General features: G+C 67.1%; 17 protein-coding genes. 12 read left to right on the forward strand and 5 right to left on the reverse strand.

Annotated elements, in window-relative coordinates; all coding sequences use genetic code 11:
- Both QTI24_RS31200 and QTI24_RS31205 read left to right on the forward strand, forming a co-directional pair.
- On the forward strand, window positions 1–111 hold a 111-nt coding region (locus QTI24_RS31200; RefSeq protein WP_286605816.1), incomplete at its 5' end, for an NAD(P)(+) transhydrogenase (Re/Si-specific) subunit beta.
- Between the two features lie 584 nt (window positions 112–695).
- Window positions 696–959 carry a hypothetical protein gene (locus QTI24_RS31205; protein ID WP_286605793.1) on the forward strand — a complete coding sequence of 88 codons (264 nt, stop codon included), beginning with the start codon at window positions 696–698 and terminating at the stop codon, window positions 957–959.
- Here the strand turns inward: QTI24_RS31205 and QTI24_RS31210 are convergent.
- Window positions 953–1,894 carry a LysR family transcriptional regulator gene (locus QTI24_RS31210; protein ID WP_286605794.1) on the reverse strand — a complete coding sequence of 314 codons (942 nt, stop codon included), beginning with the start codon at window positions 1,892–1,894 and terminating at the stop codon, window positions 953–955. The genes QTI24_RS31205 and QTI24_RS31210 overlap by 7 nt on opposite strands.
- Window positions 1,895–2,026: 132 nt before the next feature.
- Between QTI24_RS31210 and QTI24_RS31215 the strand changes: the two genes are divergently transcribed.
- The 9 genes from QTI24_RS31215 to QTI24_RS31255 all read left to right on the forward strand — a co-directional run bounded on the left by QTI24_RS31215 (window position 2,027) and on the right by QTI24_RS31255 (window position 11,079).
- The gene (locus tag QTI24_RS31215) at window positions 2,027–2,983 is read left to right on the forward strand and encodes a hydroxymethylglutaryl-CoA lyase (RefSeq protein WP_286605795.1); all 957 of its coding nucleotides are present in this window, start codon (window positions 2,027–2,029) and stop codon (window positions 2,981–2,983) included.
- Between the two features lie 30 nt (window positions 2,984–3,013).
- Complete coding sequence (locus QTI24_RS31220) at window positions 3,014–4,168, forward strand: CaiB/BaiF CoA transferase family protein (protein ID WP_286605797.1); 1,155 nt, start codon at window positions 3,014–3,016, stop codon at window positions 4,166–4,168.
- Between the two features lie 32 nt (window positions 4,169–4,200).
- Window positions 4,201–5,181: a Bug family tripartite tricarboxylate transporter substrate binding protein gene (locus QTI24_RS31225; protein WP_286605799.1), complete on the forward strand. Its 981-nt coding sequence runs from the start codon at window positions 4,201–4,203 to the stop codon at window positions 5,179–5,181.
- An 18-nt stretch (window positions 5,182–5,199) separates the two neighbouring features.
- Window positions 5,200–5,724, forward strand: coding sequence for a gamma carbonic anhydrase family protein (locus QTI24_RS31230; RefSeq protein WP_286605801.1), 525 nt, complete (start codon window positions 5,200–5,202; stop codon window positions 5,722–5,724).
- A 31-nt stretch (window positions 5,725–5,755) separates the two neighbouring features.
- Entirely contained in the window at window positions 5,756–6,835 is a 1,080-nt protein-coding gene (hppD, locus tag QTI24_RS31235; protein ID WP_286605802.1) for a 4-hydroxyphenylpyruvate dioxygenase, read from the forward strand.
- Window positions 6,836–6,854: 19 nt separating this feature from the next.
- Entirely contained in the window at window positions 6,855–8,129 is a 1,275-nt protein-coding gene (gene fahA, locus QTI24_RS31240; protein WP_286605803.1) for a fumarylacetoacetase, read from the forward strand.
- Window positions 8,129–9,184 (forward strand): Ldh family oxidoreductase, encoded by a 1,056-nt coding sequence (locus tag QTI24_RS31245; RefSeq protein WP_286605804.1) that lies wholly within the window; start codon window positions 8,129–8,131, stop codon window positions 9,182–9,184. The genes fahA and QTI24_RS31245 overlap by 1 nt, the downstream gene beginning before the upstream one ends.
- A gap of 207 nt (window positions 9,185–9,391) precedes the next feature.
- On the forward strand, window positions 9,392–10,516 hold the full coding sequence (locus QTI24_RS31250; protein WP_286605805.1) for a transglutaminase-like domain-containing protein: 1,125 nt from the start codon (window positions 9,392–9,394) through the stop codon (window positions 10,514–10,516).
- Between the two features lie 20 nt (window positions 10,517–10,536).
- A complete protein-coding gene (locus tag QTI24_RS31255) occupies window positions 10,537–11,079 on the forward strand; it encodes a TlpA family protein disulfide reductase (protein WP_286605806.1) in 543 nt (180 codons plus the stop codon).
- 94 nt (window positions 11,080–11,173) lie between these two features.
- On the opposite strand, the gene QTI24_RS31260 is transcribed toward QTI24_RS31255, so the two are convergent.
- The 3 genes from QTI24_RS31260 to QTI24_RS31270 all read right to left on the reverse strand — a co-directional run bounded on the left by QTI24_RS31260 (window position 11,174) and on the right by QTI24_RS31270 (window position 13,409).
- On the reverse strand, window positions 11,174–12,085 hold the full coding sequence (locus QTI24_RS31260) for a YihY/virulence factor BrkB family protein (RefSeq protein WP_286605807.1): 912 nt from the start codon (window positions 12,083–12,085) through the stop codon (window positions 11,174–11,176).
- Window position 12,086: 1 nt separating this feature from the next.
- The gene (locus QTI24_RS31265) at window positions 12,087–12,911 is read right to left on the reverse strand and encodes a methyltransferase, TIGR04325 family (protein WP_286605809.1); all 825 of its coding nucleotides are present in this window, start codon (window positions 12,909–12,911) and stop codon (window positions 12,087–12,089) included.
- 69 nt (window positions 12,912–12,980) lie between these two features.
- Window positions 12,981–13,409, reverse strand: coding sequence for a serine/threonine protein kinase (locus QTI24_RS31270; RefSeq protein ID WP_286605810.1), 429 nt, complete (start codon window positions 13,407–13,409; stop codon window positions 12,981–12,983).
- A 265-nt stretch (window positions 13,410–13,674) separates the two neighbouring features.
- On the opposite strand from QTI24_RS31270, the gene QTI24_RS31275 reads away from it, so the two are divergent.
- Complete coding sequence (locus QTI24_RS31275; protein ID WP_286605812.1) at window positions 13,675–14,040, forward strand: PRC-barrel domain-containing protein; 366 nt, start codon at window positions 13,675–13,677, stop codon at window positions 14,038–14,040.
- A 50-nt stretch (window positions 14,041–14,090) separates the two neighbouring features.
- On the opposite strand, the gene QTI24_RS31280 is transcribed toward QTI24_RS31275, so the two are convergent.
- Window positions 14,091–14,543 (reverse strand): hypothetical protein, encoded by a 453-nt coding sequence (locus tag QTI24_RS31280; protein ID WP_286605814.1) that lies wholly within the window; start codon window positions 14,541–14,543, stop codon window positions 14,091–14,093.
- Between the last annotated feature and the right edge of the window lie 359 nt (window positions 14,544–14,902).

Raw genomic sequence — 14,902 nt, forward strand, 5'->3', positions numbered from 1 at the left:
GCCGCGGGCTACGCCGGCCTGGACAACGAGCTGTTCTACATGGACAAGACCATGATGGTCTTCGGCGACGCCAAGAAGGTCGTAGAGGACATGGCCAAGGCGATCGAGTAATCTGCATCTCGCAGCGGGCCTGTCGAGGCCCTGTGCCGAGATCGAACCGGTCAGCAGGTACCCGGCTGCCGCCGATATGGGCGGCGTCTTCCTACATCGCGCATCGTCAAAGGGTACGACGCTGTGGCCACAACTTTCCAGGAGGCCAGCATGCCCACCGCGGACCCCAAGCAGTTCCAGGCATTTGCGTATCGAGGCCGGGCGTTCCTTTGCGGCGCTCAGCCTCATGAGAACGGCACTTTCCTGCCGGTGGTGATTTGCGTCGGTGACGCACCGGGTCGGCAGACCGAGCTGCCCCGAGACACGGAGGCCTATTCGACCGCCGCCGAGGCCCTTCGACACGCAGAGCAACAGGCGGCGCGATGGGTCCATGAACACGAGGACTGTCGGGGCAGCGAATAGAGATCCGCATCGTCGCGAGGCGCTGGCGACCCGCCGCAGGCGGTCCATCCCGGACGCCACGCTGTGCATGGGTCGGGACAGCGGGCGCGCCGAACGCTACATTCCGCCCATGGCTGCGAGATCAGTGACCCGCGCCGCATCGGCGGCTCGCATGGCATCCACTTGTCCCTGGGGAAGTTGAATTGGCCATTCCGGACACGTTCACCGAGGCGCAGGCCGAGCTGATCCTCTCGCTCGCCGATGTGCGCGCGACCGACAGCTGCGCCTCGGCCGAGCGCCTGCTGCAGGAATGGACGCCCGCACGCTTCACCGAACCCCAGGCCGTGTGCATCCGGGAGATGCTGGCCCTCGAGGCCGGGGAACTCAAGGCAACGCTGGTCGACGCCATGGAGCCGTGTGCGCTGCGCCTTCGCTTGCTCGCCATGGGCCCGCAGACCGGTCACTGACGGGACGCGCGCCGTCCGCCGGGATCCGTGGCGTGCGGGGTCGCCAGGGACTGCAGGTGCGCAGCGAGCGCCCTCGCTGCCGGCGACAGGCGCTTCTCGTCATGAAAGCAGATGGCAAAGCGGCGCTGCGCCCACGGGTCGGTCAGCGGCAGCACCTTGAGGCCATAGGTGGAAGCCACGGGTTCGGCGACCTCGCGCGGAACGACCGCGATGCCGAGATTGGCGCGCACACAGCGCAACGAGGCATCGAAGGTCGAGACGACGGCGCGATAGCTGATCGCCTTGCCGATGATCGCAGCGGCGCGCGCCAGCATCGTGTGGACCGCGGTCGATGCCGGCAGTCCCACATGGTCGTAGTCGAGCGTTTCCTCGAAGCCGCACCGCTTCCGGTCCGCGATCGGGTGCGAGGGATTGGCGACGATCGCGAGATGGTCACTGCGATAGGGCCGTGTCTGCAAGCCCTCGAGGTCCGCGGCGTCCCAGAGGACCGCGAGCGGCGCCAGCCCTTCGCGCAAGCCGCGGACGACGTCGCGGCTGAGTGCCTCCTCGATGTCGATCCGGATCTCGCGATGTTCGGGGACCTGCAGGAACGATGCGATGTCGTCGGGCAGGAACTCGGCAATGGAGGAGACCGAGGCGAGAACGCGGACCTGGCCCTTGATCCCCTTGCCGAAGGCCGCCATGTCGCGCGCGACCCGGTCCGCGCCGGCGAGCATGCCGCGTGCGTGCTCCAGCAGGATCTCGCCGGCGCCGGTGATCGCGATGCCGCGACGATTGCGCTCCACCAGGACCTGGCCCAGTGTGCTTTCTAGTTGGGCAATCCGCTTGCTGATCGCGGACGCGACGATGTGATGCTGCTCGGCAGCGCGTGCGATGTTGCGCGTCTCGCAGACTGCGACGAAGAGCCGAAGACTCGTGAGATCCAGGTCATGCATGGGACGGACCGAGTGTGAGATTCCGAAATGGAACGCTGATCGTTCCAATTTACCGCTTTTCGGCTCGCTACGGAATGCCTACAGTCTCCCTCACGACGCCACGCCCGTGCGCCGAGAGCCTGGAGACAAACCATGACCCATCCTTCCGCCCGCCTGCCGCGCAGCGCCGTGATCCGCGAAGTCGGCCTGCGCGATGGCCTGCAGAGCATCGCCACCATCCTCCCCACCGAACAGAAGCGCGAATGGATCCGCGCCGCCTACGAGGCCGGCCAGCGCGAGATCGAGGTCGGCTCCTTCGTGCCGGCGCGGCTGCTGCCCCAGTTGGCCGACACGGCCGAGCTGGTGGCCTTTGCCAAGACGCTGCCGAACCTTTTCACTTCCGTGCTGGTGCCCAATCTGCGCGGTGCCGAGAGCGCGATCGCTGCCCAGGCCGACCTGATGATCGTGCCGCTCTCTGCGAGCCATGCGCACAGCCTGGCCAACTTGCGCAAGACCCCGGACGACGTGGTGGCTGAAGTCGCGAAGATCCGCGCGGCGCGCGACGCCTCGGGCTCCAGGATCCTGATCGAGGGTGGGGTCGGCACCGCCTTCGGCTGCACGCTGCAGGGCCTCGTCGACAAGAGCGAGGTGCTGCGCCTGATGCAGGCCTTGCTCGACGCCGGCGCCGACCGCGTGAGCATCGCCGATACCGTCGGCTACGCCGACCCGGGCATGGTGCGCGACCTGTTCGAGGACGCCGTGAAGATTGCCGGCGACCGCTTCTGGTGCGGCCATTTCCACGACACCCGCGGCCTCGGTCTGGCCAACGTCTATGCCGCGCTCGAAGTCGGCGTGCATCGCTTCGACGCATGTCTTGCCGGCATTGGCGGCTGCCCGCACGCGCCGGGCGCCAGCGGCAACGTCTCGACGGAAGACCTGGCCTACATGCTCGGCAGCATGGGCATCAAGACCGGCATCGACATCGATCAGCTGCTCACGTTGCGCGCCCGCGTCGCCGAGTGGCTCGCCGGCGAGACGCTGCACGGCTCCCTGTGGCAGGCCGGCCTGCCCAAGACCTTCGGCCTCGCCGCCCAAGCCCTTTCTGCCTGAAGACGCCTGAACACACCGAGAACCCACTCCATGACGACCTCCGCTGCTCCCCTTCCCCTCGCCGGCGTCCGCGTCCTCGAGTTCACCCACATGGTCATGGGCCCGACCTGCGGGATGATCCTCGCCGACCTCGGCGCCGAAGTCATCAAGGTCGAGCCTCCGGGCGGCGACAAGACCCGCAAGCTGCCGGGCCTGGGCATCGGCTTCTTCCGCTCCTTCAACCGCAACAAGAAGAGCGTCGTGATCGACATCGGCACCGACGAGGGCCGGGCCACGGCCGCCGAACTCGCGGGCCAGTGCGACGTGGTGCTCGAGAACTTCCGGCCCGGCCTGATGGCCAGCTTCGGACTCGACTACGAGACGCTGTCGAAGAAGTACCCGCGCCTGATCTACGTCACGCACAAGGGCTTCCTGCCCGGCCCGTACGAGAACCGGCTGGCGCTCGACGAGGTGGTGCAGATGATGGGCGGACTGTCGTACATGACGGGTCCGGTCGGACGGCCGCTGCGCGCCGGCACCTCGGTCAACGACATCATGGGCGGCATGTTCGGCGCCATTGGTGTGCTGGCCGCGCTGCGCGAGCGCGACCTGACCGGCAAGGGCCAGGAGGTGCAGAGCGCCCTCTTCGAGAACTGCGTGTTCCTCTCCTCCCAGCACATGCAGCAGTTCGCGATGACGGGCGAGCCGCCGCCGCCGATGCCCTCGCGCGTCTCGGCCTGGAGCGTGTACGACGTCTTCACCCTCGCCGACGGCGAGCAACTCTTCATCGGCGCAGTGAGCGACAAGCAGTTCCTGACGCTGTGCCGCGTGATCGAGGCGCCCGAGCTGGCAGCAGACCCGGCGCTGGCCAACAACGCGCTGCGCGTGGCGGTGCGCCCGGCCCTGCTCGCGAAGCTCGGCGAGAACCTCAAGCACCACCGCGTGGAAGAGCTCTCGCCCAAGCTCGAAGCGGCCGGCATCCCGTACGCACCGATCATGCGGCCCGACCAATTGGTCAACGACCCCCACCTCAAAGCGAGCGGCGGCCTGGTGCCGATGGAATGCGAGGACGGCGAGACGACGGACGTGGTGCTGCTGCCGCTGTTGATGGGCGGTCGCCGTCCGGGTGTGCGGCACGCGCTGCCGGGTGTCGGCCAGCACACCGAAGAGATCCTCGCCGGCCTGCCCAGCCACGCCACGGCCTGACACGCAACAACCAAGACCCACGGAGACAAGACATGACCTTCCAGATCCAACGCCGCGGCCTGACCGCACTCGTTGCCGCCGCCTTCGCACTCGGCGCCACCGGCAGCCTGGCCCAATCCTCCGACAAACCCCTGCGGCTGGTGCTGCCGGTCGGAGCCGGCTCCGGCGTCGACACCATCATGCGGGCAGCCACGCCATCCCTCACCAAGGCCCTGGGCGGCCAGGCGGTGGTGATCGAGAACCTGCCGGGCGCCGGTGGCATCACCGGCACCAGCGTCGTCGTTCGTGCGGCGGCCGACGGCCAGACGCTCGGCGTGGTGTCCAACAATCACGTGGTGAATCCGAGCGTTTTCAAGAAGATGCCCTTCGACGCCGTCAACGACATCACGCCGATCTCGGTGGTCGGCGCGACGCCTTTCGTGCTGGTCGTGAACCCGAAGGTGCCAGCCAAGAACGCCAAGGAATTGCAGGCGCTGCTGAAGGCCAAGCCCGACGGCTACAACTACGCGTCGTCGGGCAACGGCACCATCATCCACCTGGCTGGCGCGATGTTCATGGACGCCGCCGGCGTCGATGCGCGCCACATTCCGTACAAGGGCGTCGGGCCGATGGTGGCCGACATCATCGGTGGCCAGGTCGAGATGGGCGTGGTGGCGGTGCCGGCGGTGCAGGGCCAGCTCAAGAGCGGTGCGTTGCGCGCCATCGGCGTGATGGGAAAGACGCGCGTTCCGTCGCTGCCGGACGTGCCGACGATCGCCGAGCAAGGGTTCCCCGATGTGGACGTTTCCGGCTGGTTCGCCGTGATCGGTCCGGCCAAGCTGCCACCGGCCGAGGTCAAGCGTCTGCATGCGGCGGTCGTCGCGGCCTTCAACACGCCCGAGACCAAGGACGCCATGGCCAAGCAGGAGAACATCATCAATCCGATGTCCCCCGAGGCTTCGGCGCAGTTCTTCAAGACCGAGCAGGAGCGCTACGCCAAGCTCGTCAAGAAGGCCAACATCACCGCCGAGTGATCCCGGGCGGACCCTCTCATGGCCCTCTATCGCATCGGCGGCAACGCCCCGCGCATCGCAGCGACCGCCTTCGTGGCGCCTGGTGCCCATCTCATCGGACAGGTCGAGCTCGGCGAACGCTCCAGCGTCTGGTTCGGCGCGGCGATCCGTGGCGACAACGAGCCGATCCGCATCGGCGATGCCACGAACATCCAGGAAGGGGCGGTGCTCCATGCCGACCCCGGATTCCCGCTGAGCATCGCGGCCCACGTCACCGTGGGGCATCAGGCGATGCTGCACGGCTGCACCATCGGCGAGGGTTCGTTGATCGGCATCCAGGCCGTGGTGCTCAACGGCGCGGTCATCGGCCGCAACTGCCTGGTCGGCGCCGGGGCCATCGTCACGGAGAAGAAGGTCTTTCCGGATCGATCGCTGATCCTCGGCGCGCCCGCGAAGGCGGTGCGCCAGTTGACGGACGAAGACGTCGCGCGCCTGATGGAGAGCGCGGCCAGCTATGCGCAGCGCGCCGCGACCTACGCCTCCGAGCTCACGCTCGTCGAATGAGTTGTCAACCCCTTTCCAAGGAAGCACGCCAATGTCTGATCTGTTCGAAAACCCAATGGGCCTGATGGGCTTCGAGTTCGTCGAGTTCGCTTCGCCCACCCCCGACACCCTCGAGCCCTTCTTCGAAAAGCTGGGCTTCGAGCTCGTGGCCAGGCATCGTTCCAAGGACGTCGTGCTGTACCGCCAGGGCGACATCAACTTCATCGTCAACCGCGAACCGAACAGCCCGGCGGCGTATTTCGCCGCGGAACACGGTCCGTCGGCCTGCGGCATGGCCTTCCGGGTCAAGGACTCGCACAAGGCCTATGCCCGGGCGCTCGAGCTCGGCGCGCAGCCGATCGACATCGCGACCGGGCCGATGGAGTTGCGCCTGCCCGCGATCAAGGGCATCGGCGGCGCGCCGCTCTACCTGATCGACCGCTTCGAGGACGGCAAGTCGATCTACGACATCGACTTCGAGTTCCTCGAAGGCGTCGATCGCCACCCCGTCGGCCACGGCCTGAAGCTGATCGACCACCTGACCCACAACGTCTATCGCGGCCGCATGACCTTCTGGGCCAATTTCTACGAGAAGCTGTTCAACTTCCGCGAGATCCGCTACTTCGACATCCAGGGCGAGTACACCGGCCTGACCTCGAAGGCGCTGACCGCACCGGACGGCAAGATCCGCATTCCGCTGAACGAGGAATCGGCCAAGGGGTCGGGCCAGATCGAGGAGTACCTGATGAAGTTCAACGGCGAGGGCATCCAGCACATCGCGCTGTTGAGCGACAACCTGATCGACACCATCGACCAGCTCGGTCTGGCCGGCGTGCCGCTGATGACCGCGCCCAACGACATCTACTACGAGATGCTCGAAACGCGCTTGCCGGGCCACGGCCAACCGGTGCCCGAGCTGCAGGCGCGCGGCATCCTGCTGGACGGCACCACCGAGGGCGGCAGCCCGCGCCTGCTGCTGCAGATCTTTTCGGAGACGGCCTTCGGTGGTCCGGTCTTCTTCGAGTTCATCCAGCGCAAGGGTGACGACGGCTTCGGCGAGGGCAACTTCAAGGCCCTGTTCCAGTCGATCGAGCGCGACCAGGTGCGCCGCGGCGTGCTGCAGGCCGACTGAGATCGATCGCAGGACCGCCATGGCACCGACCACCGACACCACGCACGACGCGGACCGGCACAGCTGGCTCGAATCGGCCAACGACCCCGCGACCGACTTTCCGATCCAGAACCTTCCGTTCGGCCGCTTCCGGCGCGAAGACGACGACGGTCTCTGCATCGGCGTCGCCATCGGCGACCAGGTGCTCGACCTGCGCCGCGTCGGCCTGGTCCAGAACGGTCAGATGAACCAGGTGATGCGCCTGCCGCGGGAAGCCCGACAGGCCCTGAGGCAGGCGATCTCCGAGGGATTGCGCCATGGCGGCGCCCATGAGGCCAGGTTCCGCGCCGCCCTGGTGTCCCAGTCGGACGTCACGATGGACCTGCCCTGCGAGATCGGCGACTACACCGACTTCTACACGAGCATCCATCACGCGACGACCGTCGGCAGGCAGTTCCGTCCCGACAACCCCCTGCTGCCGAACTACAAGTGGGTGCCCATCGGCTACCACGGCCGGGCCTCGTCGATCTTCGTGAGCGGCCACAGCTTCCCAAGGCCGCTGGGCCAGACCAAGGCACCCGATTCGGAGGTGCCGGCTTTCGGCCCGTGCCGTCGGCTGGACTACGAGTTGGAGCTCGGCATCTTCATCTCGAGGCCGAACGTCGCGGGGGATCGCATCCCGATGGCGTCGGCCGAGGAGCACGTGTTCGGCATGGCGCTCTTCAACGACTGGAGCGCGCGCGACATCCAGGGCTGGGAGTACCAGCCGCTCGGCCCCTTCCTGTCGAAGAACTTTGCCAGCACCCTGTCGCCGTGGATCGTGACGATGGATGCGCTGACCCCCTTCCGCAAGGCCTTTGCCCGTCCGGAAGGCGATCCGCAGCCACTGGCCTACCTCGATTCGCCGGCCAACCGTGAAGCGGGCGCGATCGACATCCAGCTCGAGGTCTGGCTGCAGACCGCTGCGATGCAGAAGGCCGGGGCAGCGGGCGAGCGGCTCATGACGTCCAACTACGCGGATGCCTACTGGACCGTCGCGCAGATGGTCGCGCCCCACACCGTCAACGGATGCAACCTGCGCGCCGGTGACCTCTTCGGTTCTGGCACCTTGTCCGGCCCGGAGGCAGGGCAAGGGGGCTCTCTGCTCGAGCTCAGCGATGGCGGCAGGAAGCCGATTCGGCTTGCCAACGGAGAGACGCGCACCTTCCTCGAAGACGGCGATACCGTGATCCTGCGTGGCTACTGTCAGCGAGAGGGCTTCCGGCGCATCGGCTTTGGCGAATGCCGGGGAACGGTCGCTGCGTCCCGCGGCTGATGAGCACCACCCGCGCGCCCGAACTATTCGCCGCCCACGCGCTGCAGCGCTGGTCCACGGCCGTCTTGATGCGACAGGGCGTGCCCGAGGGGGCTGCCTCGCTGACAGCAAGGATCCTCCTGCGAACGAGCTTGCGTGGCATCGATACCCATGGCGTCGCGCGCCTGCCGGCCTACGTGGACAAGCTCGCGGCCGGGGAAGTGAACGCGCGGGCCACCCCGCGGCTGGAACAGCGTCACGGCCTCCTGCACGTCGATGGGGACGGTGGCCTCGGCCAGGTCGTGGCCACGTTCGCGATGGACGAGGCGATGCGCGCCGCGCGCACCAGCGCGCTGGTCGGGTGCGGCATTCAGTCCACCGGCCACCTCGCGGCGCTCGGGGGCTTCGTCCTGTCGGCAGCGGAGCGCGGCTTTTTCGCGATCCTCTGCCAACGCACGCCGCCGGTCATGGCCATGCCGGGCGCCAATGGCCCGGTGATCGGGAACAATCCCATGGCCTTCGCGATGCCGGTCGTGGGACGGCCGCCACTGGTGTTTGACATGGCACACAGCGTGGTCGCACGAGGCCACGTGGCGCAAGCCCTGCGCGAAGGCAAGGATTCGATCCCGGAAGACTGGGCCGTCGGGCCCGACGGAAGGCCTACCACCAATCCGGCCCTGGCCCTGCAAGGCGCCATGCGGCCGATCGCGGGTCACAAGGGACTCGGGCTCGCCATGCTGGTGGAATGCCTGGCAGGCAGCCTCAACGGCGTGGTGCCGGGCAAGCAGGCAGCGTCTGGAGACGCGCGCGGCTCGGCCGCCGGCGTGAGTGCCTTTGCACTGGTGATCAACCCCGCGCTGGCGGTGGGCCAGGACGCTTTCGATGGCAGCGTGAGCGCATGGATGCAGACCTACCTGGAAGCCTCGGGGCCCGGCGCCCGCTATCCGGGCCAGCGACAGGCAGAGTGCGAGCATCAACGCCGCCAGGAGGGCATACCGCTCCCCGCCGGCCTGCTGGCCGAGCTGCGCGCACTCGGAACCGGTCGGGGGCTCCCGTTCGACCTTGCGGCGGTCTAGGCGGGCTCAAACAGGCCCGGGCGCCTCGCCGAGGGGGCGAGGACTGGCCCGGTGTCAGAGCGCGATCGGATTTGCGACGGCAATCGATCCGGCGGCGTTCCGTGACAGTGGGGATGGTGAAATGATGGCATTCATGGCAAGGTGCAGGCCGCGCAGCCGCCGTCCACCGGCTGCTTTTTGACCGTCGCTTCCAAGGAGGAACCCACGATGCAACGCCGCCACTTTCTCCAGATCTCCGCCGCCACGCCGCTGCTCGGTACGCTGGGTGCCGCCCTGCCCTCGGTGGCGAGCGCCGCGCAGCGGCCGGCGGACGACGGCTGGCGCGCTTACGACGTCGCCACCCGGATCGACCTGAGCGAGCGCACCACCCAGGGCCGCGTCTGGGTGCCGTTACCGGCGCGACAGCTCGTCGGCAGCGGCGGAGCGGCGTACCAACGCCTGCTGGAGACGCGTTTCGACGCACCGGGCGCCAGCCTGGCGAAGGTCGTGCGCGGCCCGGCGGACGCGCAGATGCTGATGGTCGAATGGACCGACGCCACGGTGCCGCAGCAGGTCACGCTGGTCAACCGCGTGGCGCTGCGCGACCGCGCCACCGACCTCGGCGCCGAGGCGCGCGCCATCAACGCGAGCGCGGCCGAACTTCGCCCCTGGCTGCGTGCCACCCCACTGAAGCCGACCGACGGCATCGTGGGCGACACCGCCCGCAAGATCACGGCCGATGCCGGCGCGCGCACCGACATGGAGAAGGCGAAGGCGATCTACGACTGGATCGTGGCCCATTGCCACCGCGAAGGCAGCGTGCGCGGCTGCGGCACCGGCGACGTGAAATTCGTGCTCACCAGCGGCAACCTTGGCGGCAAGTGCGCCGACCTCAACGGTCTTTTCGTCGCGCTGGCCCGGGCCTCGGGCGTGCCCGCGCGCGACGTGTACGGCGTGCGTGTGGACGACTCGGCGCATGGCTACAAGAGCATGGGCAAGAGCGGGGACATCTCGAAGGCGCAGCATTGCCGCGCCGAGTTCTATGCGCAAGGCTATGGCTGGGTGCCGGTGGACCCGGCGGACGTGCGCAAGGTCATGCTCGAGGAGACCAAGGAAGGCCTGGCCGCCACCGACGTGCGCGTTCGCGCCGCCAACGCCATGCTGTTCGGCGCGTGGGAGATGAACTGGATGGGCTACAACCATGCGGACGACATGCGCCTGCCCGGCGCGCGCCAGCAAGGACCGATCGGCTTCCTGATGTACCCCAACGGCGAAACCGCCCAGGGTCGCCTCGACAGCCTGGACCCGGCCACCTTCCGCTACAGCATCGGGTCCACGCGCGTCGCGGCCTGACGCTCGCACCACGCACCACCATGCTGCGCCGCCGAACGGTGCTGCTGCGCGGCGCCGCAGCAGCGGTGGCGGCTTCGGTCGGCGTGGTTGGCGCGCAGGCGCCGGTCGTCACCGACAACACCCTGGCGCCGTGGCGCCCCGCCAGGGCCCCCAAGCTCGATGCGATCGAGCTGCTCACGGCTCAGCGCCGCACACTGGCCGACTTCGCGGGGCAGCCACTGCTCGTGAACTTCTGGGCCAGCTGGTGTGGCCCCTGTCGCGTCGAGATGCCGACGCTCAACGCCTTGGTCACCCGCCTCGGCCCGTCGCACGGCCTGAAGTTCATCGCCGTCAACCACGGTGAAATGCCCGAGCGCGTGCAGCGCTTTCTGGGGGAAGTGCCGATCGCCGGCACCGTGTTGCTGGACCGGAGCCAGGCGGTGTTCAAGGTATGGGGTGGGCGCGGATTGCCGGCCACCTTCGTGTTCGATGCCATGGGGCTGCCACGGGTCTGGGCCGAGGGGGAAAGGGATTGGAGCGCGCCTGCGCTGGTCGCTGCGCTGCAACCGGTGATCGCGCGCTGACGCAGCTGTTGAGGTCTCCGACGGCACTCGCCGCCATCGGTTGCTGAACCTCGGGTGGTAGCGAGCGACCGGGGAACCACGGTGGGCGCGAGCTTCACGGCGTGACGGACGGAGGCACTGCCCGGGCCACCTTCTCGCGCAGCACTGCGTTGAGCTCGGCGCCGAAGATCAGGGTGGTCGCGCTGATGTACAGGAATACCAACGTCGCGACCATGCCCGCGAAGCTGCCATAGACCAGCGCCAGCTTGCCTGCGGTGCGCAGCGTGTACGACAAGGTGGCCGCAGCCGCCACCCACAACGCCGCGCCGACCAGGGCTCCGGGCATGACGGTGCGCAGCCGTTGACGGATGTCGGGCAGCCAGGCGTACAGCAGCGCATAGAGCGCCGTGAGCGTCAGGAAGGCCGAGCCGTAGCGCACGCTGTTGCGCAGCCAGAGTGCCTCCGGCCCAGCACCCGTGTGGGCCTCTACCAGCCGCCACACGTACGGCACGACGATCACCGAACTGAACGCTGCCAGAACCCCGACGCCCACGATGACGGTGAACACGGTGACCTTGATGCGCGCTTTCCAGAACGGCAGGCCGCGCTGAATTCCGTATGCGCGGTTCAGCGCCGTGCGCACTGCTTGCATGCCCGATGAGGCGGTCCAGAGCGTCACCAGCACGCCGATGGTCAGCAGTGTCTGGTTGCGCTGAGCCAGTACCTGCGCGATGACCGGCTGCATCGCATCGCGCACCACCTGTGGCGCGTAGCCCATGACGCGGTCGGCCAGCGCTGCCGCGTCGCCCGGTTGTCCGACGAAGCCGGCGGCGGCCGAGACCAGGATCAGCAGCGGAAACATTGCCAGCACCGACGAGAACGCCAGGCTACCGGCCTGGTTCGCGCTCTGGTGCAGGATGTAGTTGCGCACGGCCATCACGATGACGTGCAGGCCGGAGGTGGCCATCGCGGCCTCCTGCGCGGCGCGCCCGGCGCCGAACGCGCGGCTCATGGATCCGAGCGGCATGTCACGCTCGGGCGTCGAAATACAGCCCGGTGAACGATGGGAAGGATCGCTCCGGGTAACCTGGCAAATACAGGGACCGCTCGTGAACCGACCACCGATCCCGAAGCGTGAAATCCAGCGCTTCCATCTCGCGAATCAATCGATCGCCGTTGAACACGTGCACGGGAGCAAAGCAGCCATCGCCGATGTTTTGCGTGGTCACGAAGTCGCCGCCCCGGTAGAGCGGCAGCTTGTTGAGCAGCACGTGCTGAGGCCTCTTGATGCATCGTGTGAGCAGGTCTTTCGGTCGCGCGTCTTCCAGGTACTGAAGAACACCCGCAGCGATCCAGATGTCGGAGTCTGCGCTGCCGACTGCTTCTCCGAGATCATCGGTGAAGCTCAGGGGTGTCGCTCCCCGCTCGGCCGCCAGCCTACGGCCGATGCCGACCATCGCCGGGACTTCAACGACCTGCCATGTCAGGCCGGCAGGCATGTCGAGGTACGAGCGGTACGCGTGGTAGTGCACGCCGACGGAACCGCCGATGTCCATCACGCTTCTGGCTCCTTGACGAAAGGCTTTTTCGAGCCACCACATCACAGGATAGTCGTACGCAAACACCTGCCGGGTTCGAAGCTCGACGTACTCGGCGGCCAGTTCCTCATTGTTGAATTCAGGGTTCGTCGGCAAGTGTCGGCGGGCTGTCATGAAGTCCTCGAACACCCCGAAATAAAAGCCCGTCCCCTCTGTCGCGAAGAACTGTTTCCTGCGCCATCGCAGCAACGCAGGTCGAGTGACGGGCCCCTCCAGCAGTTCCCGAACAATCTGGGCGGCGCTGGCGTGTGACATGCGACCCTGCTCCTCCGCCTGGCTGGTAGGTCCACACTTTTGCCATCCACGCGCCAGGGGCAAGGCGCACTATTGAGGCGTGCCCGTCTTTTCCTTGGGGTTCGTCGGCACATCGGGCCGCTCGCCCTTCACGCCCGCCTGCGGCTTGAGATCGATCTTGCTTGGCTTTACCTCGGTTCGGCTCATCGCGCCCGTCGGCTGAGCAGCGTTCGGCTGATTGTTGGTCATGGTCGAGGGCTCGCCCTTGGGGACGGCCGTGTTCGCCGGACTGCGGTTTTCCGAGCGCGCTTCGGATTTGACCGCTTCCCGTGACGCAGGGTTGCTTCCGTCCGGACGCTGGGTCGGATTCGCGACGCCAGCGGGGGTCTTGGTGCTCGCTTGCCCGCCCTTGGCAGGATCAGGCGCTGCAGGCACCGCAGTGGTCTGCGCGAAGGTTGCGCCAGCCAGGCCCAGCAGGCCAATGAGGGCTGTGGTCGCAGTGACGAGTTTCAGCTTCATGATGTCTCCCAGGGGTTGAGTCAATCCACTTTAGGAAGCTGCCGGCGGCCCGGTGTGGGGGAGGGACCTCAACGTCTGTAGGTCGGCGCATGCACCCTTCGATTCAAGGCGCGGTCTGCGGCGTGCAAGTCCCCGGGCCATGGCCTACAAGAGGAAGGTCTACCGCCTGATCAGCGGGATCTGGGGTTCGATCGATATTTCGTCCGCTGGGCTTTGCATTCGCGGACCGCGTGCCACCAGCGGTATCGGTCACCCAGGAGTTTTCATGAGCATCGCATCTTCCAACCGTGTCATTTCTTCAGATCTCGTCGAGGGAACTGCCGTCTACAACAACGAAGGCGATCAACTGGGCACCATCGAAGGTTTGATGATCGACAAGGTTTCCGGAAAGGTCCGATACGCAGTCATGGAGTTCGGCGGCTTTCTGGGCATTGGTACCGAGCGCTACCCGATTCCTTGGACCATGCTGAGGTACGACGTCGATCGGGACGGCTACGTTGTGCCATTGGACAAGGCCCGGTTGGAGGGAGCGCCACGCTATGCCGCTGCCGACGTACCGAACTACGACGATACCTATCGAGATGACGTCGACAGGTACTACACCGCCCCTGCGCGACGCGCGCTCCTGTAACGTGTCGGAGCCGCGTCGCCAGCAGAGGGACTATCAGCGGCCCGAGCCCGCTAGCGGCGTCCGCGCATCCACGACAGCAGCACCGCCGTGAGCACTGCGCTACCGGCCGCGGCGTAGGCAACTGCCTTCATCGGCTCGTGCGCGGCGAACTGCAGGCTGCGCTGCTTCAGATCGGCGGCCTGGCCCTTGATGCTGTCGATCTTCTTGCCGGCCGCGTTGACCGCATCCTGAGCATAGGCCTTGCCCGCTTGGACCACGCCATCCGCCTTGGCCTGCACTTCCTGCAGGGAGTCCTGGGTCGCATCCGCCGCTTTTCGCCCGAAGGTGTCGGCGTCCTCCCTGGCCTTGTGCATGGATGCGTCGTCGGCGCCACCGCCGGTTGGGCCACCCTGGCTGGGCTGTCCAGCATGCCGCGTATCGCTCCACGCGGTGTTGGATGATCCCCCTGTGCTCTCCCGAGCGTTGGCGGTATCGGTGGGTGGGCTCAATGAATTGCTTTCCATGATGGTCTCCTTGATGTGAGTGGGCTTTCGGCCGATGCGCGGTGCGCTGCTGCCAACGCTACCGGTATCGACCCTGGAGCCCTGCGCATTGATCGGCCGTCGGGCCGAACCGTTGTAGGCGGGGGCTCGCTTGGCCGCACGTTGTCGCGCCACTTTGGGCGGGCCCGGCCCTTTTTTCCCTCGAGTTTTGGAAGTGTTGTCCTATAGGGATGCAGAGCCCGCGACACAACGCTGCACCTACCTGAAAATCAAGGAGATGTAATGGATGCCTCCCTGCCTACGGGCAAATTCAAGAGCGGCAAGAGCACTGAGATGAACAGCGTGACTGTGAGGAGGGCTGGCTTGCCGGCAGGGCAAGG

It is taken from the genome of Variovorax sp. J22P240, assembly GCF_030316855.1.
GTDB lineage: Bacteria > Pseudomonadota > Gammaproteobacteria > Burkholderiales > Burkholderiaceae_C > Variovorax.